General features: G+C 33.7%; 9 protein-coding genes. 3 read left to right on the plus strand and 6 right to left on the minus strand.

The window, feature by feature from the left end:
- Nucleotides 1-689: 689 nt before the first annotated feature.
- A complete protein-coding gene (locus tag P8K68_RS08525) occupies nt 690-4,904 on the plus strand; it encodes a sulfatase-like hydrolase/transferase (protein ID WP_300249566.1) in 4,215 nt (1,404 codons plus the stop codon).
- 581 nt (nt 4,905-5,485) lie between these two features.
- Here P8K68_RS08525 and P8K68_RS08530 read toward each other — a convergent pair.
- From P8K68_RS08530 to P8K68_RS08555, 6 genes are all read right to left on the minus strand, one after another.
- Nucleotides 5,486-7,450, minus strand: a complete 1,965-nt coding sequence (locus P8K68_RS08530; RefSeq protein ID WP_300249569.1) for a right-handed parallel beta-helix repeat-containing protein — start codon at nt 7,448-7,450, stop codon at nt 5,486-5,488.
- Between the two features lie 155 nt (nt 7,451-7,605).
- A complete protein-coding gene (locus P8K68_RS08535; protein ID WP_300249572.1) occupies nt 7,606-9,540 on the minus strand; it encodes a sialate O-acetylesterase in 1,935 nt (644 codons plus the stop codon).
- Between the two features lie 62 nt (nt 9,541-9,602).
- A complete protein-coding gene (locus P8K68_RS08540) occupies nt 9,603-11,270 on the minus strand; it encodes a right-handed parallel beta-helix repeat-containing protein (protein WP_300249574.1) in 1,668 nt (555 codons plus the stop codon).
- 224 nt (nt 11,271-11,494) lie between these two features.
- Nucleotides 11,495-12,415, minus strand: coding sequence for a glycoside hydrolase family 16 protein (locus P8K68_RS08545; RefSeq protein WP_300249577.1), 921 nt, complete (start codon nt 12,413-12,415; stop codon nt 11,495-11,497).
- Between the two features lie 137 nt (nt 12,416-12,552).
- Entirely contained in the window at nt 12,553-15,171 is a 2,619-nt protein-coding gene (locus P8K68_RS08550) for a family 78 glycoside hydrolase catalytic domain (RefSeq protein WP_300249580.1), read from the minus strand.
- Nucleotides 15,152-18,088, minus strand: a complete 2,937-nt coding sequence (locus P8K68_RS08555) for a sugar-binding domain-containing protein (protein ID WP_300249583.1) — start codon at nt 18,086-18,088, stop codon at nt 15,152-15,154. The genes P8K68_RS08550 and P8K68_RS08555 overlap by 20 nt, the downstream gene beginning before the upstream one ends.
- A gap of 339 nt (nt 18,089-18,427) precedes the next feature.
- On the opposite strand from P8K68_RS08555, the gene P8K68_RS08560 reads away from it, so the two are divergent.
- The gene (locus tag P8K68_RS08560) at nt 18,428-21,733 is read left to right on the plus strand and encodes a TonB-dependent receptor (RefSeq protein WP_300249586.1); all 3,306 of its coding nucleotides are present in this window, start codon (nt 18,428-18,430) and stop codon (nt 21,731-21,733) included.
- A gap of 20 nt (nt 21,734-21,753) precedes the next feature.
- Nucleotides 21,754-23,391, plus strand: coding sequence for a RagB/SusD family nutrient uptake outer membrane protein (locus P8K68_RS08565; RefSeq protein WP_300249588.1), 1,638 nt, complete (start codon nt 21,754-21,756; stop codon nt 23,389-23,391).
- Nucleotides 23,392-23,700 lie beyond the last annotated feature (309 nt).

Below are 23,700 nucleotides of genomic sequence, written 5' to 3' on the forward strand. Positions count from 1 at the left end.
TTTATTAAATTTAATTTATTAGAATTATTGGTCTAAGCAAATTTTGCAGTGCTTTGGTTTTTCTTGTTTCATCAAAAAAATATTATTTTTTATTTATAAACCTTTGCACAAAAAAATTATGTTCAATAGCAATATGAAACTCCTATAATTACAAATATTAATCTGTTTTTTTGTAATAGAAGGAATGTATATAAATAATGTTCACAAGTCTTTGTTTTCTTTATACTCATAAAGTAATTGCAAGGAAAATAGATTTTCGTTACATACCAAGCAAAAGATTAACAGTGAAATTTATCCTTGATTACAATCAAGTCAATACATTTTGCTACTTTGCAAGGTTGGACTTTATTCATTTGAGTTTATAAATTTTATTGTAACAAATTAATACCAATCATTAAAAATAAAACACAAACTGTAAGTCTTTTTTTACTATTTAGAATAGTTTTGAGAAGGGGATAGGACTAAATTTTATAGAATTTTTCAAACATAAATTAGCATAAAAGCGGATCACAACAAAACTTAAAGACAGGGCATTTTTATCATTTTGTAATTTTATAGTATTCTACACCTTTTGAAGGCAAGACCTTATAAATGTTAGAAACATATAAATTAATTAACAGGATAATTTATAAGTAAGAATTGGTAAAAGATGCTACAAAAATCAATAACAAATTATAAATATTTGTTATATGAAGAAACTCTACACCACCTTAAAAAAAGAAACGACTTTCTTAATATTGTTGTTTTTCATAATTTTTTCTGCTACAAGCCAAACCACCTATTATGTGAGTAGTTCTGGAAATAATAGCGATAATGGCTCTCAAGCAGCCCCTTTTAGGACTATTACTTATGCTATTAGTCAAGCGGTTGCCGATGATATAATTCATGTTTTAGGAACGATTACAGAGAATAATATTCAAGTTAACAAGACCTTGACTATAGAAGGGAATACACCAGGTACTTCTATTGTCCAAGCTCAAGAAGGAAATCCTCATAATGAAATTCCTAGAGCTCCTGTTGCTAATAATAGGGTTTTTCGATTGACGTCTGCTGCAAGCACAGTAACTTTTAACAACTTGACAATCAGACACGGAAATCTTGCTTCAGCTCAAGGAGGAGCTATTTATGCAAGTGTTGAAGCAGGGTTAAATATAAATAATTGTAATATTCTTAATAACTATACAACCAACCAAGGAGCTGCAATATCAGTTAAAGGATCCCTAAATATCAGTAACTCTTCTTTTGTAAGTAATATCGCTGGGGCAGCAGCAGGAGCAGTATATCACAACACGAGTGTTTATGACTCTGCAATAACAAACTGTTTATTCTATCAAAACAATTCAGCAACAAATAACGGTGCTGCCATGTTTATAAAGTCTAAAGTAGTTACTTTAAATAACAACACTATTGCTTTTAACACCTGCGACGCAGTCAATAAAACAGAAGGCGTACATTATGGCTATGCAGGTAAATTAGTACTGACTAATAATATTTTATTCAATAATATTGAAGCTGACAACGACAAAGATGGAGGTCTTGATTTAGCTGGCTCAACACCAACTGAAGTCATATCTAAAAACAACATAATATCTTACGCAAGTAATACCGTGTATTATGATGATAACCAATCTATTACTTTGGCTTCAGGGAATTATGTGAATGCTGAGGAAGTTGACGCATCAAAAATTGTTTTCGGTGATTTAACCTTAAATAATGATGGTCTTTATTACTTACCTGTTTATTCTTCTAGTATTGCTAAAGATGCTGCAGATGCACCAACAGCATCCACAACAGATATTAATGGAGCGTTAAGAATAAATCCAGATATTGGATCTTACGAGGCTGGAACAGGTGCTAATTTATCTCCGTTATTTGTTTCTCCATCCAACATCAAAATTGCAGAAGATATACCATCCTATCAAATCATAGCATATGATGATGAACCGCTTTTATATAATATTACAGATGGATTAGACAAAACAAAATTATCTATCTCGGCAACTGGTATATTAACTTTTAATACAGCACCTGTTTATGATGCTCCAGCCGATGCTAATCTTGACAATATTTACGAAATAGAAATTACAATTTCAGATGGAATTGGAGGTACTACAGCGAAATCTTTTGAGGTGGAAGTAACAGAACAAAATTACAATGTACTGATGATTGTTCTTGATGACTTAAATGATTATATAGGCGTTATGGGAGGACACCCACAAGCAAAAACACCAAATATTGATAAAATGGCAGGTGAAGGCGTTTTATTTACAAATGCCTATAGTAATGCACCACTTTGTGCACCATCGAGAGCTAGTTTCTTATCTGGAGTGCTCCCAACTTCCTCAGGTTTATATGGTACGGGAAACTTTAAATCATTTCCAGCACTTAAAAATTCAAAAATGATTTCGGAGTATATGATGGATAATGGTTATACCACTTACAAAACAGGTAAAATTACACACAGTGCTTCTGGAGAGGATGTTTGGTGGGATTATGTTTTAGAAAATTCTCAAGATTATGGTCCTCTTGCTTACAATGGAAATAGGGCTGCAGTTCACCCATTCTCTACTATAGAAATGGCCAAAGAAGGAGGTTCCTTAGATGGTTCATTTGGTTCACTAGCCAATATTCCTAGTGTTCCTGCAGATGCTAGTAATCCCGGTTATACTGGTTGGTACTCTACTACATCGAATGCTCCGTTTAGCTATGTAAATGATGGGAATCGTGATTTAATGCCTGATGAAAAAAGTGTAGAATGGATTACAGAACAACTGGAAATGTTATCTGATGCAAATAGTAAAGACCCATTTTTAATGGCTGCTGGTCTTATAAGACCTCATTCACCTTTCATTGTTCCTCAAAAATATTTTGACCTATTTCCTTTAGAAGACATTCAATTACCAAATATTTTTCTAAACGATATAGCGGATTTACAAGGAAATCTTGGAGATAGAGGCTTTAATATCGGAGCTGCTGTTGACCAATCATACACAGATAAACAAGAAGGTATTAGACGTTATTTACAAGCCTACCTAGCTAGTATTGCTTTTGCCGATGATATGGTTGGACAGTTAATGACTGCCCTTGAAAATAGTAATTATGCTGATAATACGCTAGTTCTCTTATTTAGTGACCATGGCTATGCTATTGGAGAAAAAGATTATATGTGGAAATACAATCTATGGAAACAAACATCTAGAGTTCCTTTAATCATCAAGTCACCTAAACATAAAGACAAAGCTGGTATGGAAATAAGCAAGCCAGTTACACTTGTAGATATATTTCCTACAATAAAGGATTTTTGCAAATTGACTGGCGATACCAAGAAAAATGGTCAAGGAGTGGATTTGGATGGTCATAGTTTAATGCCACTTTTAGACGACCCAATTAATGGTGTCTGGGAAGGAAATGAAGAGGCTTTAATAGTAGTAGAGCGATGGGGTTATTTTGACCCTAGCAGACAAAATTATGCCTTGGCAACAAATCGATATAGATATATTAAAAGGGCAGGTGGAGAAGAAGAATTTTACGACCACCAATATGATCCGAATGAGTGGTTTAACATGGCTAACGAATCTGCTTATACAAGTGTAATTTCAGCTTTTAGAGAAAATTTGATTAAACACACATACCCATCAATAGTAATTGAGGACCAAATGCAAGATTTTTCAAAAATGTCTTCACATAGCAATCTAAAACTGAGCACACTTTCAACAGGAAACATGGGAGAAAGTGATTCAGATCAGGTGCAAAAAATAACAAGTGACGTGGCAGAGATAGTTTATGAATTAGATGGATTGAATAAATTTAGTATTGATTTTTGGAATACAAATGATGGAAGTGGTCCAATAGATGTAGGAGAATTAAAAGCCTATGTTGCAGGATTAGATGAAATTTATACCGAAGTAACGATGAGTTATACCTCGTCCCGTCAAACTTGGAATACAGCTAACACACTTTTATTTCATACACCTACTAGCCCTATTCCGGAAGGTAGTAAATATTTAAAAATTGAATGGATTTCGGGTGAAGAACCAAATCTGGACAAGGGATATATTAGTGCAATACGATTATTTGATTCTGATCCTGTTATATTTAATACTGGAATTGAGACTATTCCTGTTACCGTAGATCCAAATTTATTTCAGTATGACTCGTCACAATTACGTGAAGTAGCACCTGAATTACCTACTATGACTGATACATTAGATAATTTAAATATGGTCTATGCTAATGAGGGCTGTCTATATATTACTGGTCAAGGCGAAGAGAATACAAATTATCTTGATGATAGCGGACGAGCAGTAAGATGTGTACCTGAAGGAGGGGCGTTGGCTAAAGCAAGTTTGACATATCAGATGGAAGAACTTGATCATTTCAGAGTAGAGTTTTTTGGTAAGTCTAATTTAACAGAAGCCAACCATGATACAGAAGTCGGAGTAATCAAGACATATATTGCCGGAGAGGATGAGCAGTTTACAGAGATTTCAAATAAAATGGTCGAATTGAGAATCAATAGTAGTTTAGAGCAGTTTGCTATTGTGCCAGATGCGAACATACCCACTGATACGAAGTTTTTCAAGGTGGAGCTAGAAGGAGGTACTAATGCTTGGTTAGGTCAATTTGGAGCTGTGCATTTATATGGAGAGGTTTTAAATCCTAGTTTAAGTTCTGAAGAAGTAGACCCGGGCTCTGCTAAATGGTCAATTTCACCAGTTCCAGCCACGTCAAAACTTAAAATAAATGGATTAAAAGCGCCTGTGACATACCAAGTAATATCAATTCTAGGCGCTGTTCAGGCCGAAGGTGTTTCCAATGGACAGGTAGATATTAGCTTTCTTAAAAATGGATTTTATTTACTAGTCATTGATTCACAAATTGCTCTTAAGTTTATTAAAATGTAAATGTCAATCAAAAGATTTATGATAAAAAGAGCTTGCCTTAAAAGAAGTTTATAAACTTGTTTATTGTAAGTATTCTTTTTAATTATCAAAAAGTATAGTTTAATGAGGATAACTGTTATTAACAAGTTATCCTTAGAACTTATATTTACTAATTTATTCGAAAAGAATAATTTAATTTCCTTTTTCCTCGTATATAAATCATATTGTAAATACAAATATAATTTAGTCTGTTTGGTCTAAAATTTCAACTTAAAAATATATACAAATTAATAAAGATAAGGAAGAAGGTGTTTTTAAAATCCCCATAATTATTTATATTAATTCGTTTTAAATTTAGATTAAAATTTATCAATTACAGAGGTGAATCTCACTCAATTTTGTAAGTGAAATTTTTATTTGTAATCAAATTTTATTTTTCAAACCGTTATCGACACGATTTTCTATTAACAGTTATACGAACTGCTAAATAATTTAAGATTATAACTTAAAATGCAAAAAGGAATATACTAGTAATTTGTTATAAGGTTATTGCACTTAAGCAATGCCTATAGGAAAATAAATAGTGAATCTACGATTTAATTTTAGTCCATTTCAAATGCCCCGATATCGGGCTTCCCAGTTATTGTCGTTCCTTTATAATCACCAGAAGGCACAAAGCCTCCCAGAACACCTAATTCATCCCCAGGTAATTTATATAGGTCTATACCTTGGTCTTTTATGACAGGTGTATTTTGAGGGACATAATCTAGAGCTTCAAAACCACCAGCGTTTATAAGTTGTGGATCAATAGCTATGTTGTCTTCAAAAATATCCCAAGCATAATTATCATTAATTGATTGACTCACATTACTAGGTAAGGAGGCTTTTCCTATCACAGTTCTGTTATTTCTAATAATTATATTTTCATGGTCTTCATTTGTTTTTAACCAACCACCAGAAATATCATCAGAAGAACCTTCAATATAAAATAAATTATTTGCAATAAGGGCGCCTTTCGCAGTATGATCTACATCAAAACGTGCTACAATTTCTGAATTTGTATAAATTGTATTATTGTAGAAGTACGAATTAAATGGTCCTCTTTTAACATTTACTCCAAATCTATCACCATTATATCCTGAAATACTGATAACCATTCCATCAACTTTACGCCTCCCAAATTCATTATCCCCTCTAACTCTAGTACCATCATTTATACTTACATTGTAACGATAGACATTATTGTACGAATCTCCTATTATTTCGCAAAAACCACCTTCGTTATCGATACTTAAATTATATTGAAAAATATTGTTTCTCGACCCTATATCTATATGCATTCCTGTACAATCAATACGCCCTCTAGCACCTCTTAAATCATTATATTCAACAATACAATCAAATGTGAACCAGGTCCATAAGCCATCACCTCTGCCATTCATGCGGGTATCATCAAAACATCCTGGATTTAAAATGGTATTATGAGCTATATAAACATTTTCAACGCCAGCAGTTACTATCCCGTCTTCACCTAATTTATTAAAGTAGTTATCCTCAATTACGACATTTTTATGCCACGTTACACCAGGTAAGTCATTATCTCTAGCCCATTTCCCTATGGTTATACCAGAAGATCCAAGGTTTTCAAAATGACAACCTCTTATGTCTATATCTTCAAAATGACTTGACCCGCTATTATTTGTTATAAAAGCTATAGCATTACCTTTGTTAACAGTAGGCTTTCTGCCCTCACTTGCACTTTCTCGTGGTGCGAATAAATCATGTATGTAAAGATTTCGAAAATAAAAATGTTCATTTAGACCGTTTTGCCCCCATCTTTGAATATAAATTCCTCTTCTATTAGCACTATTACTTGTACCACCATCTCCATGAATTTCGATATTCTCAATTTCAACAAATGAACAATATTGTAGATTTATACCGTTTTCTGTTGACTCACAATTGATAATTGCTCTATGATTGCTATCATTACGCCCCCAGGATCCAATAACAATTGGAGCATTTACGGAGCCATTTGTATTATTAAAGTTTAATCCTCCGTTAAATACTTGACCTGCTTTCAGCATAACCCAATCTCCTTCAATAAAATTTTCATTATTAGCACGGGATAAATTTTTCCAAGCTGTTTCAATTGTTAAACCATCAGCTCCATCATTTCCATTGTTAGAATCCAAATAAAAAATTCTTCCATTAGGGTTGTTTAATGGGGGGATAATTTCCCTGCTTTCCCATATAGCTAAAAACACAACATCAGAATTTGAAATGACGAATGTGGAGTTTGGTTGATAAATTTCTTCTTGAAACTGCCATCCCATGAATATAAGTTCGTCTGATTCGGGAATCATCGCACCTAAGTCAGATACTTTTATTTCTGCCCCATTTGAGTAAAGTGTATTGTCAACCGGAGGGTTTTGACCTCCTTGTGCATCATATGTTATAGAATATTTTTTTTCAAGATTATCATCATTACTACAACTTATTATTAAGACATAAGTAATAGCTAATAAGAATGTAGAGTAAAAGAATAAAAATTTACTTTTTTTCATGCTATTTTTTTAATTAAAATTTATTCAACTAGCTACAAAATTCACTCTTGGACAGTTTTAAAATAACCCAATGATTATCAGTTTACTATCAATAATTATCCTTTTCGATATAGATTTAAAAGTTTAAAGATTAGTTAGGGCCATATTGTTATAATTTATTTTTGTTCGTCCCAAGAATCCGTTCTAAAAGGCGATATAGGCATATCATAAATACTAAATAGATTTACATTATCTGGATTATTAGCCCAGGCATATCTTACCGCCACGGGATTCGATATGGTGTCATTATAGACGATTATTTTAGACCCTTTTAATTCGGCCTTGGCCCAAACAAATTTCTTGTCTTTTCCTGCAATAGCAAACTGGGTCAATGGTTTGTTATCTAATACTTTTAAGAGATTTGCATTAGAAAAGGATAGTTCTATCATGTTTCCTTTTATTTTATGCTCTTTCAGCATAGGTGTTTTAGGATGATTTTTGGTATCTCCTTGAATCCGTTCTGCTTCATAAGACAATCTATAGCCAACATCCTTTTTGTTTTTTGGGTGAATATCGTATGCTTCACCAATATCAATAATAACAGCCATTCCTGTTTTAGGAAGTTTTAAGGTTTGCATTTGTGCCTCTCTAAGGAGTGCCCAACCACTTTCAGAAGGTTGTTTTTGGGGTTCTAAATAGTTAGCTAACTGCACAAATACAAAAGGAAAGTTTCCTTGCTGAAACGCTTGTCTCCAATTGTTAATTAGTGTTGGGAACAAGGTTTTATATTCTTTAGCTTTACGAACATTCCCTTCTCCTTGATACCAAATGGCGCCTTTTATTTTATAATTTAACAAAGGACTAATCATTGCATTGTACAAGCCTGTTGGTTTCCAAGTTAGTTGGATAGGACGATCTAAAGCTTTGGATCGTGTACCCAATTTAAATTTCCATTCATTATTAAGGTCTACGACTTGATTGTTAATCAGTAAATTTCTAGGATTTCCTTTAATAAATCCGCCATTAGATCTATAAGATAACACTCTAATAGTAATTGTGTTTTTTCCTTGGGTTAATATATTGTTAGGTATTTTATAATTTCTAATCGCATATTTATGAGTGGTTGATCCAATAAATTTACCATTTACAAAAACAGAATCTGCATCTGAAATTCGTCCTAAGTTTAGTGCTATAAATTTTTTAATTGGAGCTTTTTTCAAGTGAAAATTTTTTCTAAACCAAACAGCACCTTGTTTATTACCAATCTTCTTATTCCAAAAACCTGGAAGCATCAAGGTGTTCCAATCAGAATCATCTATATTTTTGGCTTTCCAATTGTTTTGTAAACCAAGGTCTTTGGTATTTGTTTTCTTTACCCAATTCTTTAAATTATTGGCGTTTTTGTCTTGAATTTGTATGATAAACGCATCGTTTTTTAAGAATTGTATTTCATCAAAATAATGAGGAAATTGTCTTAATCCATCTTTAGGGAACCATGCCTGCGCTGGTGTGCCACCAACACTTGAATTAATAATACCAATTGGAATGTTATGTTTTTCGAACTGCTTTTGAGCAAAAAAATAGGCAACAGCAGAAAAATTACCAACAGATTTTGGATTTGAAGCAACCCATTCACCATGGGTTACATCTTTTTGAGGGGCTTTAAAATTAAAATCACGTGGTATTTGAAATTGTCGAATATGAGTATTTTCAGAATTTTCAATATCATCTTTATATAATTTTGAGGATTTGTATATTTCATAAGACATATTAGACTGCCCTGAAGCTAGCCATACATCTCCTATTAAAATGTTATCTATTTCAATTAAATTACTTGCAGTAAGGATCATTTTGTATGGACCACCAGCTTTTAAGCTGGAAAGTATAAGGTCCCATTCACCTTTTTTATTTGCAGAAATGTTATATTCATTATTTAAAAAGTGAATAGAGATGTTCTCATTTGGTTGAGCCCATCCCCAAATTTTAATATTGGTATCTCGCTGTAATACCATACCATTACTAATAAGTTTAGGAAGTTTAATTTGCGCATTAACAGCAAAAATGCCTACAAAAAAGAGGCTAACTATATATGTTTTTTTTAAGAGTTTCATAGTTACTGTTAATAATTAAAAGAGGTTTTGTTTTAAATAATACATTTTTATTTAGTTTATACTCATTTTTTGGCATTACAAGCCCCAATATTAGGTGTCCCTTTAGCTAAATCTACAGGATTTCCATAAAAATCGACAGTTGGATATTTTGAAATATTTTTGAAGATACCTTTTCCAGCTCCTGGAATTGGTGGACCTAGTTTTGCAACACCATTGTTAATTGCACTGCTGTTAGCCTTTAATTGAAAACCATATTTATTTCCAGCTTTTGGATTAGTGAAGTGGGTAGAACCATCTATAGGGTTGCTATCTAGACTTTTAAACCGGATATTTATTTGACCTTCATATAGATTGTTCTTCATAAATAACGGAGTGTCGTTATTCTTTACAAGAACTTGTTTTGCTCCAATTTTAGCACCATTGATTCCTGTGAAAATATTATTGTAAATGAAGTTGTTTTTTCCGTCAATGTCTATTGATGTGGCATATGGATTATCAATATATATGGTGTTGTTATAAATATAATTTCCATCGGCTCTATGTTTTCCTTTTGGTACAACTTCGTTTATCCATAAGGTATGATTACTAGTCTTCCACTTGAGGTTCTCTCTCCAACCGTCGTTCACACTTATATTAAATCGATATACGGAATTTTTATTTCCTCCTAAAATCTCTACAAAACCACCTTCACAGTCTTCCATGTAGTTGTATTGAATAAATGTATTTACATTTTCATGATCAATATGTACACCGTGCGAATCTAAATAGCCTCGAATGTGTAAACAATCGTTATATTGAATAATGGTATTGTGGCATCTCCAAGTCCAAACAGAACTACCTCGATTGGCCATTCTTGGATCTGAATTGTCCCCTGGGCGATCAAAAATATTTTTTTCAATAAGACAGTTGTAAGTTCTTATTGGTAAAATACATGTTCCTCCAGTATTATGAAATTCATTATCTCTTAAGACAAAATCAACGTTGCTATTGGTTTTATCGGTGCCAACTTCTGAAACTCCTCCAGCATGTTTTATATGAACACCAAGGCGTTGTAAATTGGAAAAATGACAATTTTCAATTAGTGTGTTTTTAATATTTTTTATAGATTTTTTAGTATTTCTTGTGGAAAAAAACCGAAGGGCGGATACTTCTAGTCCGTTAAAAGCATTTTCTCCTTTTTCTTTTAAAACAGGAAGTGCCGCATAAATATTTTTGAAGATAATATTTCTAAAAACAAAATTCTCAAGAGATTTATTTCCGTTGTTTAGTACGTATATGCCATAGGCATCTTGATCCCTTACACCCTGCTTAGAGTTTAATCTGTTGTTTTGAATCTCAATATTTTCAACAATGATATTGTCATTATTTAAAATTAATACCGCTTCTTGGTAGTCACCGCCCTTTTCTTCTCCGACTTCGCCACTCAGTATAGGTAGCTCTCCGCTAGCATAAGAACCAATAACTATTGGTTTTTTTTTAGACCCAGATCCATTTACAACAAAATGACCATTAAAACGACTTCCTTTTTTGAATTTTACAACGTCACCAGGTTTTAAAACTGTTGAAGAAATTTGAAACAACGTTTTCCAAGGTTGAGATTTTGAGGTTCCTTTATTAGAGTCAGAACCATTTTCAGCGTCCAAATAATAAGTTGTTTGAGCTTTAATTTGACAACTAGCTAACAATAGAATGCCTATTGATAAAATAAATATTTTCCCTATTAATTTCATAATGATTTTTTTAAAAAGTGATTAAGGGCATGCCTTTTATTAATATTAAATAGTCAAACGGTTAATCTGTAGGTTTTCTTTAACTTTGAAAAAGCCATGTAGCATTGGATTATTTCTTAAACATTCTTCAGATGATATACTTTTTATTTTAATATCGAAATGACATATTAGGTGTAAGTAATTAAATAAGTAACGCCAAAAATAATAGGCTTTCAAATGTTTAATTAATTTTCCTGATAAACTTCCAAATAATCTAAAACAAGAGAATTAGGAAAGACTGTGTTTCCCTCTTCCACAACAGTCATTAGCCCATTATTAATTACAAAGCACATTGGTTGATTTGGCCAATCTTCATCTTTCACCTGTACGCCCTTTGTTTTGGTATGAACTTCCTCTCCATTTATAAACCAATTCATTGTATTATTAGTCCATTGGAAGCCATAAATATGCCAGTCATCAGATGCATTGTAATCTTCTTGAAAATTCTCAATGGCAACGCTGTGATTATCATGGTCGTACCATTTTCCATAAATAAAACGCATATACATTTGATCGGAATTAACAGTATTAAAGTATTTACCAAAATATTCCCAAATATCAATTTCTGGTGGCCAGCTTCTTACTTCAGAATCATCTATGAGCCAAATAGCAGGCCAAACTTTATCTCCCTTTGGGAACTTAGCCTTAATTTCTATATAAATACTATTTTGAGTTCCGTTAAAGTTAATTTTTTGTAGAGAATTAATCCAACCCGTAGTATAATCAAAAATGCCCACTGGATCTGTGCCTTGCAAAGTTTCTTTCTTGTTATCTAAATATAAATGCCCGTTTTGAATATACACATTCTCATCTATTAGATATCCTGCATAACTATCGTTCAATAAATATTCTCCTCCGGTTTTTCGATTCCAAATCATCCTAATTGTAGGGTCTATATCATTGGTCATTCCTTTAGACCAATTTTCACGATTGAAAGATGTAAAATCGTCTTTGAGAATGAGGTCATAATTCTCTGGCACGTAATCAAGTAAACCCTGCTCTTGCATAGGTTCTTGATTTACAACTGAATTATCTTTTTCACACGATAAGAAAAATGATGCTATTATAAATAAGCCTTTCAAAGCATTCATATAGATTTTCTGCATTTTAAATATAAATTTTAGAATATTACTACTAAGGTTTAAGCAAAGTTACTACACTATAAGATTGTCTTCATGCCGAAAATTAACTGAACCACATCATAAATTACCAAGTAGATTATTCCATTTTATATAGGTATTAGCTAAAAACAGATTGTATATTCACCATTTATCAATTCAATAAAATCAGATTTTATAACTTTTTTACCATTGAGTTTTATGTCTTCTTTATTATCAGAGTTTAGGCTATTAATTTGAACTTTTACAAGCATGCCTTTAGGAATACTAATTTTAAAATCCTTTTGTGATTTTAAGTTCCATTGAATGGAAACACTACCAAAAGGACTCGGTATTTCACCTTCAATTTTGGTTAAAGATGTAGCTGGCTTTGAAATTGAAATTTCTTCCATTCCTGGTTTGGTTACTTTGATTCCTAAAATATATTCAGCGAACAAAGCAGGAGGAAATGCACTTTCAGTTTGTGCATCACTTCGCGTTCTTTGGCCTTGGAATCTACCGGTTCTTCCGGTACCATCTAGCCACCATTCTTCCCAAAGTGTGCCATTACTATTTGAACTCAACATCTTGTTAAACCGTTCGTGTAACATTTTTAAAGACGCTTCTTCATAACCATACTCCGCAATGCCTTTATGAAGAAAATAGGACATAGCAGGCGTTACCACAGTCATCCCGTTTGTTCTTTTTATGAAATTATGATTGTCCTTTTTTAGTAATTGTTCAATGATATTTTTAGCTTGATTTTCTGTTGCCAAATGTTCTGCTAAAGCCATGGCATTCGCATGTTCGCTAAATTGTGTAGAGCGTTTGCCATCAATCCAAGCATCTGCAAATAATTGTTTGTCTTGATCCCAAAAATAAGCTTGTAAAGATTCTTTTAAAAGTGTCGCACGTTTCTTAACCTTACCACTTTCATCATCATCAAGAAACTCTAATAATCTTCTAAAATCTTTAAGTGCTCCTAGATAATGACCATTTAAATTGAAGTTGGCTCCACGTCTATCGTTCAAGGCATGATCTAACCAATAGGCATAAGGAGGATTGTTTAATAATCCCAAATCGTTCGTAAAAGAATCTAAAAGCGTCATTAGTTTTTTGGCGGTTGGCAATATGTGCTTTACTGTTTTGTAATCTCCAGAGTATAATAGGTAATTGTATAAACTGCGAATCCATAAACAATTAGAATCTAAAATAACCATATAATCATCTCCTGCTAAGGGTGCATAAGCTGGCATCATGCCATTAGCCTCTTGTTCTTGGGCAACCTGCAATAAATAACGACGCTGTAATGCGGTATCACCAAAAGTAAAATAATTCCCTAGTGCTGCGTAATAGCCTGTTTGGGCATATTGGCGTCTTTCTCGATAATTGTCTGTAAAAGTATCTGTGGTGCAAACATCAATAGTCTTTGCGGAGGCGTTCCATAGATTTTCAATCCACGGCGCTTCTGGTGTTGAAAGACTTCCTTTTAATTTAAATGGATATTTTAATTGGTGTATACCAACCCCATGTAATTTAACAGCACTTGTATTTCCATTAATTATAATACCTAAATATCGAGAGGGTTTGAAATAGGTAGATTGCCAAGTGTCAACATCACCCGATAATAAAATTTGATCATGAAGGCTAGAATCTACAATATTATGAGAAAAGATATTATCCACCATAAAGGGTGCTGAATAGATATTGACTTCGGTTCCTGAGGCACCTTCTATAGTTAATTTCGGCATGCCATTAATTACTTTCCCAAAATCAAATAATAAAAACCAAGTATTGTTTCTTTTAAGTGATTCTAAAATGATGGGGTTATCATTTTTTAGATAGTGTTTCAGCTGTTTCCGAATGTCTTTAGATATAATTTTCGTAAGTTGAATCGAGTCTGGTATACTAGTGTTCTCTAAAACCCTTGCCTCAATTAAACGGGTTGCTTTAATAGTGTTTTCTTCTAAATAGGGGATATCTCTTGCAATTAAAGAAGTCCATGGTGTGGTTAAAGTCGTCGCTTTTTCGTCTTTCCTTGGTGCTGGCCAACCCGAATTTCGTAAAAGAGGCAATGCATTTTCCCATGAAGTATCGTTAAATTCTATCTGGTTCCATACTTTGATTTCATTTCTTAAATCCACACGATCATTAACAACATTTTGAAATCTGCTAATCGTTGGCGAATCATTATTCCAAGAGAGGTCCCTACTTACTTTCCAGTCACTATTTGTGAAAATAGATGCTTTATTTGAACTGAAATCTAACTGCGCTAAAAGCCCTGCACGTCCTTTTAAATGATAAGATACCTTACCTTGTTGATGATGCACACGTACAGAGATATTATTAGTTCCTATTTTTAATAAACTAGTCACATCCAGAATATCAAATGATTGGTGATGAGGTGCGCTTCTGGCAGGACCCTGGCAAACGAAGGTTTCATTGATATACAATTCATATTTAGATGATCCCGTTATACGCAATTGTACTGTATCAGGAAGACTGCCCAAATTGAAATTTTTTCGTGCTAGCATAGTATGAGAACTATTAGAATTTGGTAACCAAATCCATTGCGCTTCCCAGTTAAACTTTTTAGTTCCCGCTATATCGGCTGTTTCCCAGATTCCCTTTACTCGGTTTGAAAGTTGAGATATTTGTGCTTGAGAAAAATAAAAAAAAGTGATTGCTAAAATAGTAGCAACCACTTTTAAGTTTTTATATCTAGGTGATGGGATCAAATCAGAGTTATTCTTTTGAAGATGCATACGCTATCATGTTAAATAATATTTTATCTGCAACAGGATCCTTTCCCAAATTCTCAACTATTCTTAGTGTAGAGTATATCATTTCACCTTTATCAAAAGGTACTTCTAGTACATCTGCAGCCCACCATACGTCTCCTGTACCATTATAATGACGTCTCATATCATCATTATTTGGATAGTGATCATAGCCCACTAACCCTGCAATATATGTTCCCTCAATTTTGAGCATAGAATTTACTGGGTGTACATTTTCGTAGGCTCCATGCATAATTAAATTGGTTGGTAAATCATTAAATATGGGATGTTCTGTAACGACATGCGATCTAGCTGCCCAACCTCCAAGGGTTGCCCAATCACCTTGAATTTCCGAATTAAATGGTAAGGCACTTTTTTCCACTTCTTTTAATTCGCGATCAAAACCTGGCACCATATTACCAATTACTTCTAAATTAATTGCATATCCACCAGATTTAACAAATGCAACAACGTTCCTAACTCTATTCTTGTATTGCTCATTATTTTTAAGAGCCTTACCTATAAAAACAGGAATATCCTTATCTATTTCATTATTGAAAGGAATAAAATCAATCTTATTAATTTTAAGAAATTTAGTTAGTGTCCCCTCAGGATCTACCACTGCAATCTTTGATTTTGGGATAGGCATTCTTTCCTTACTAAACACATCAAAAGATTGATTATTACTAACTATAATTTCTCCTGATTGGTTTTTAACTTCAACATGTACCGTATAGTTACCATTTAAATTACTGGTGTTTAATTTAGTAGAGTACAGATTTGAAATACCATTTTTGTAAACTTTTTGTACGTTTTCATTGTAAACAACTTCTTTGTTTTCAGAAATTATTTTGATAGAAACACTGACATTCTCATCTGCTAATTCATTAACACCATGTATCTCAAGCTTTGTGCCTGTTTCAGCATAAACGTTACGAGGAAGAATACGTATAGGAGTTGTTTGTTTTTGGTTGGCCTCCTGTGTCATACTATATACCAAGGTTTTTGGATTACGCCATAAGTCCAGTAAACCTGCGCCAAGAACCCAGTCTCCTCCAACTAAGGCATGAACACAATATCCTTTAATAGTGTTATTAAGCCTTGTTGCTTCTATCATGCGCTTATTGGCAATACCATGCATTTTTTGTTGCTCTAAATAAAAATCTTCAACATTTGGATAAATTTTATCAAAGTCCAACTTTTTTAATGTTGCAATGGTACCTTCATGTATCGCTTTGTGATATATTGTTGGAGCAACAATAGGGTTACCTTTAGCTTCAAACTCCTTAATATTTTCTCCTAAATTTGGTGTACTTCCATAGCCTAATTCAGAAATATAAGTCATCATTCCAGGTACAACATTTTTACCATAACTTTTAACCCCTTCTAAGCCAGATTTTACTAAATCTTCTTTTGTTTTTGCTGTGGCTAAGTAGCCATCAAATTCTTTTTGGTCAATTTGTGAACCACTATAATGGTGGATGTCGTTAAATTTTGTGGGTGTTCGCTCAAAAGGTAAATAAATATTGGCGCCTTCACCCCAGCCACCAGACTCATCTAAAATCATCCGTGTAGGATCTAACTCCCGTGCTAAAACTGACATAGAATTAAGCATTTGCGCTAAAATGGGTCTATTTATTTCATTAAACAATTCCCATTGTACAATACAGGTTCGATTACGATTGCTTAGGATGGTTTTACGTAATTCATTTTCAACCACAAAAGGTAAACGTGGTGATGAAATAGGGCGGTGCATACATTCTACAACCAAACTACCCACAGTTAAAACACCCATTTCATCACATAAATCTAACCACATTGGTGGAGCTGGTTTACGCCAAGGACGAATCATATTAAAACCAGCTTCTTTGGCTAGTCGTATTTCTTTTTTTGCCATTTCTTTGCTATCAGGATAGGCTAATCCCACAGGATATAGTCCTTCGAAAAAGGCAGCTTTTAAATAAAGTGGTTTCCCGTTTAAATAAAATTCATCATTTTTTACAGTGAATTCACGCATTCCAAATTTTGCTTCCCATTGGTCTGAAGTTTCGCCATTAATTTTTATACTCACATCTGCTTTGTACAAATAAGGATTTTCTGTATCCCAATAGATGGCATCTTTTATAGGAAGATCCCAAGTCATGTTATTTTTACCTGGTAACACCTCTATTGGCTCAACTTTTGAAGCTACTTCTTTTCCGTCTTCAGATAGTATATTTACAAGTACTTCAGCAGATTTTATAGTTGTTTTGGTGTTTTCAATTTCTATATTAAAGGTAGCCGTATTGGTATCTATTTTCGGCTCAATAAATACATCTTTTAATCCAACAGCGCCTTTGGCAACGATAGAAACAGATTGCCAAATACCACCAGTAATAGCACCTCTCCACATAGGAACTTCTTGTCTGCCTAAACCATCAATGTATTTGTCGGTTAATATAATAGGACTTATAACCCGAACAATTAATGTGTTCTCTTCTCCTAGTTTAGCGAGTTTATCAACCCTAAAGTTAAAGGGGGTGTACCCGCCTTCGTGAAAACCTACCACTTGATCATTCAGCCAAATTTCGGATTTGTAGTTGACGGCCTCAAAATGCAATTCAATGACTTTGTCTTTCCAGTTTGTTGGGATATTGAATTTTGTTCTGTAAATAGCAGCACCTTCGTAATCCTTTTCAGTTTGTTCCCAACAACTTGGCACTTGAATATTTTTACTGTTTGGATGTTGTTCAAATTTTTCATCTAAATACCATTTATTTTGTACTCCTTCATTGGCATCATCAAATATAATATCCCATGTCCCATTTAAGGATATTTCAAGGTTTTGATGAGATTGCGCAGAACAATTTAGATTTAACATCAAAATCATTACAATTGTAAGTTGTTTACTTAAATATTTCATTATTAGTTTCTTTTAGTAAATAAGTTAGTTGTTTTTTTGAAAATATCTTTTTCGAATAGTGCTTAAAAATTGAATAAAACAAATATTATAAAGATACATAGAATTATTGTTGCAGATTCTATCATCTACAAATCAGAATTTACCATTTCATGTTTTAAGTTAAATTATAATTGATAATTTTTGAGCAGTTCTTGGTAATTTGAAGCTAATCAAAAAAGGATAACCTCCATAATTTTACACAAAATATGAACTTGCAGTTATAACTAGGCCCTTCTATTAAGGCATTTACACTTTTGAAGCTTGGGGTTATAATTGATTAAACTAAATTAAAACTAAATTATGAAAAATTCATTTTCAGAAAAATCAAAAAAGATTTTGATGCTCACAGTCCTATTAGCCTTTTTTGGGTTTTTAGAATTGCATGCACAACAAAAAAGTATAACAGGTACAGTAACAGGTAGCGGTATGCCGCTTCCAGGAGTAAGTATTACTATAAAAGGTAAGCAAGTTGGAGCTGTAACTGATTTTGATGGAATCTATAAACTAGAGGTCTCAGAAAACGATATTTTAGTATTTACTTACTTGGGATACAAAAATCAAGAGATTGTTGTTAAAGGCAAAATAAAAATCAATGTATCCATGATTGAAGATGTTTCTAAATTAGACGAAGTGGTCGTAATTGGATACGGCTCTGTTAAAAGAAAAGACTTAACAGGTTCGGTATCAACCATTAAATCAGAAGAAATAGACAAGATTAAAACCACATCGTTTGAAGGCTCATTAGCGTCCAGAATTTCAGGTGTACAAGTTGTAAGTTCTGAAGGTGGTCCAGATGCAGCTTTTAAAATAAGGGTAAGAGGAGGAACCTCAATTAATGCTAGTAATGATCCTTTATACGTTGTGGATGGGTTTCCAATTTCTGGAGGTGGCGTTTCGTCTTCAACTGGTTTAGGAAATAGCTCAGTTAGTCCTTTAGCAACTTTAGACCCGAGTAATATTGAATCTATTGATATTTTAAAGGATGCCTCCGCGACAGCTATTTATGGATCTAGAGGTGCAAATGGTGTTGTTATTATTACCACTAAAAAAGGGAGGCCCGGCGTTGCCAATTTGAATTTGGAAACCTTCACGGGGTTTTCAACTTTATCAAGTAGGCTAGATGTTCTTACTACACAAGAATTTATAAATTTTAGAAATGATTTCCAACCTTGGTCTCCGGGTCTAACGGATCAAAAAAAATACTTAGCAGAAACGTTTAGAGTTGATGATGGCACGGGGACTTATGTTCCAATTACAGCAGATTACCCTGGACTGATAGTTGATGATTGGCTTGAGAATATAACCCGCACAGCTATTGAAAAAAATTATAGACTTTCGATTAATGGTGGTAATGATAAAACCAGATACTCATCTTCCATATCTTATTTAGATAGGGAAGGAATTATTAAGACTTCTGGAATTGAGCGTTATTCTCTTAATCTTAACATCTCCCAAAAGGTAAGTGATAGAATAAACACAGGGATAAATGTAAATGGAGGATACACCTTAAGGTCTGGTGTTGTAACGGCTGCAACAAATAATAATCAAGGACGTTCAGGCGTTGTTACAAGTGCGGCGCTTTTTGGACCTGTACAGCCTATTAGACATCTTGAAAATGCAGACACAGAAGCAGCACTTGGAATCATTTTTGACGAGGAGGGCCGAATGATAGCCAACCAAAATGGAGATATTGCCAATCCAGTAGTGCTTTTAGAAGAAAATAAAAATTCGGCGGTTGTTTTTCAAGGCGGATTTAATACGTTTCTTGAGTATAAAATAGCAGATGGTTTGAAATTTAAAAGTTCTATTAGAGGGTATGTATACGAATCTAAAACCAAGGCTTATTTCTCAGAAAGAGTGGGCTGGACTCAAGCAGTTGGAGGACGCGCTATCACTAGTTTTGGAAACAGCCGAAGTATTGTAACCGAACAAAATTTGAGTTTTGTTAAAAAGTATGGAAATCATAGTATTAACGCTATTTTAGTTGCTGAAAAACAGCAAAATAAGAATGAATTCTTACAAACTAATTCTACTGGATTTGAATTGCCTGGTTTAAATTTGGATGCTCTACAAAGTGCCCTAAATACAGAGCCTACAACATCTAACGAAAACACGTCTTCAATTGAATCGTATCTTGCTAGAGTGCAGTATGACGCCTTTAACAAGTATTTAATAACCGCAAGTGCACGTTATGATGGATCATCCAGATTTGCAGAAGGCAATAAATGGGGGTTTTTTCCTTCCATCGGTGTGGCTTGGAGAATTTCAAACGAAAACTTTCTAAAAGGCAGCTCCTTTTTGTCTGATGCAAAAATTAGAGCCAGTTACGGTGAAACTGGTAACACAGAAATAGGCTCTTATCGGTCTTTAGCAAGGGCAGGTTTTTCTAGTTATATATTTAACGGATCTTCATTGACCACCGGTGGTTCTATTGACCGTTTGCCAAATCCAGATTTAACCTGGGAAACTACTACACAATCAGATGTAGGATTGTCTTTAGGCTTTTTTGATAATAGAATTAGTATTGAGGCCGATTATTATAATAAGGAAACGAGTGACCTATTATTAGAAGTTCCACTACCAGCTACATCAGGTTTTACAACCGCATTCCAAAACCTAGGCGTTGTAAGCAATGAAGGTTACGAATTGGCAATAGACGCAAAAATCATAGAGAATAAAGATTTTAAATGGAGTGCTAATTTTAATATCAGTTTTAATGAAAACAAAGTATTGGATTTAGGCGAGGCAGATGAATTTTTTGTAACCGCCATAGGAGATAACCAAATACAGGGTGACTATGTTGTGCGCGTTGGTGAGTCTTTAGGCTCCATTTATGGCTTGCAGGATGATGGTGTTTATACCTTTAGCGATTTTGTTGAGTTTGATGGATTAACTGACGCTGAGGCGGCAGAACTTTTGTATTCAAACGTAACGGAGAATGAAAATTGGTATTCCATTAATATCTATAATTTAAAAGATGGCGTAGTAAAAAACTCAACTGTTGCCGATGGTGCTTATAGACCAGGAATGACCAAGTTCAAAGATGAAAACAATGATGGTGTGATCAATGATCTCGACAGAAAGATTATTGGTAATACACAACCAAAACATTTTGGTGGTTTTTCAAGTAACTTCAGATATAAAGCTTTTGATTTATCATTTCAAACTGCTTGGACTTATGGAAATGATATATATAATAAAAACATAAAAAAGGGTTCAAGTACGGCCCAGCCTTGGTCGAATAAATTGGCTATTATTAATCAGCGTTGGTCCCCTGAAACACCAAATAACACCTTAACATCTTTTAATACGGGAGCGAGTGGTAATATCAATTCCGCGGCATATTCAAGATACATTGAAGATGGGTCTTTTTTTAGATTAGCCAATATTACTGCTGGATTTCAATTACCCAAAAAAACATCTCAATCTCTGGGTCTTAAATCATTACGTTTTTATGGCTCAATAGACAATGTTTTTGTTTTAACCAGTTATAGCGGATGGGATCCTGATGTAAGTGTTGGGAATAATCAATTAACACCAGGACTTGATGTTGATTCATATCCTCGGTCTAGAACCTTTAGAATAGGGGTAAATGCCAACTTTTAACTAAATAAAAATTAATTAACATGAAAAAAAGAATTAAAAATTTAATGACATTATTCAGCATCTGTGCATTATTTTGTGTGCTTGGATGTAGTGAAAATTTTCTTGAAGAGAATCCAACGGGCTTTGTAGACCCAGCAGCATTAGTGGTTGATAAACAAGGGGCTGAGAAGTATGTGGTCGGGGCCTACAACACTGTGCGAGTTATAGCACCATCTTTTACCGGATGGGCAAGTGCTTGGGGTACTTTCGCAACAGACGAAATTGTGATGCCTGCTTGGGGAGGTGATACTAAAGAGATTTACCTTCATACATTATCTCCTTCCAACGCTACTATTCGTAGTATCTGGGAAGACTTCTATGTATCTATTAATCAGGTTAATAGTGTGGTTGATAGAGTTTCGGCTATGACCGTAGATCAAATTGATATTGAATCAAGAGATAAATTAGTAGGAGAGGCACGTTATTTAAGAGCCATGCTATATTTTTCTTTAGTAAGCTCTTTTGAAAATATTCCATTAATTAAAAATGAAACTACTAGTATACAAAACTTAGAAGTGTCTCAAGATCCTACAAAGGATGTTTATGACTTTATTGTTGCAGACTTACTTTTTTCTGAAAATGTTTTAGATGCCGTACAAGGTTCAGGAAGAGCTACTAAAGGATCTGCTCAGGCTTTATTAGGCAAAGTTTACTTGCAAATGACAGGATTTCCCTTAAATGAAACAGATAAATATGCACTTGCAGAAGTTAAACTAAAAGCAGTTATGGATAGTGGGGTTTATGATTTATTAGATTTTTATCCAGACGTTTTCAGTTTAGATCATGAGCAAAGCAACGAGATGGTTTTTGCTGTTGGGTTTGATGGTCCTGGACTTAACCAAGGTGGAACCCTTGGAACTTTTTATGGACCTAATGGACAAGTACAAAATGGTGGACAAGCAGGAAATAATTGGTTCGTCAATTGGGAGCTGGCCGGTAATTCACAAGATTTACCAGAAGGATCTGGAACTTGGGGAGAAAGAAACAACTATAAGTTTGCTCAAGGCTATCAAGAAAATGATATTAGATGTAGAAATAATATCGCGAAGCATAATGTTAACTGGGGACCATGGCAACCAGAGGATGGCATGTATAACCCAGAGGCAAGGAATACTGTTGCAGGTTGGTTTAGACCTAATTGGAAGCCATGGAAGTGGCATAACGTAAGACCTAGTAATTGGGGCACCGATACGCCATATGATTATCCTTATATAAGATATGCAGATGTTTTATTGATGTACTCTGAAGCTTTGAATGGACAAGACAAACTAACTCAGGCTGATATTGATTTGACTGTAAATAGATTACGTGCAAGAGCACGTGTTTTTCCAACAGAAGTTCAACCAGATACCATAGCCCCAGATATGGTTTTAAGTGGAAATCAAGATAATGCCGATGAAATATTAAGCGAACGCCGTAAAGAGTTGTGTTTTGAAGGATGGAGACGTAATGATTTAATCCGTTTTGGAAGGTATCAGGAAGCCATTAAAGTTACCCAACCCTCATGGTCAAATTCAGGTAATCCTCAAACACAATATTCAGATTTTGAAATTAGATGGCCAATTCCAACTTCTGAACTACAAATTAATCCTAAATTAGTTCCTGCCGTAGGCTATTAAATAATTTGTAATTAGTAAAAAAACCAAGTTTAGTATTAACAAATTAATACTAAACCTGGTTTTGCATAATTAGAGGATGTTACGATCATAATATAAATAGATATTCTAGTTAATTTTATTTTTTAAAAAAAATGAAATTTTAGAATTGAACTCAACTCTATATAATTCACAAAAGAGGTCGTCTAAAAACAATTTAGGCGATCTTTTTATTTTTGGTCATTTAGGTTTTATTTTGACGCTCTTTGTTTTAATAGTAAATAATAATGTTGTTAAAATAGAGCAAAGCGATTTCTATATCGCCAAACTCAC

The sequence above is a fragment of the Algibacter sp. genome (genome assembly GCF_029245835.1).
Classification (GTDB): Bacteria; Bacteroidota; Bacteroidia; order Flavobacteriales; family Flavobacteriaceae; genus Algibacter_B.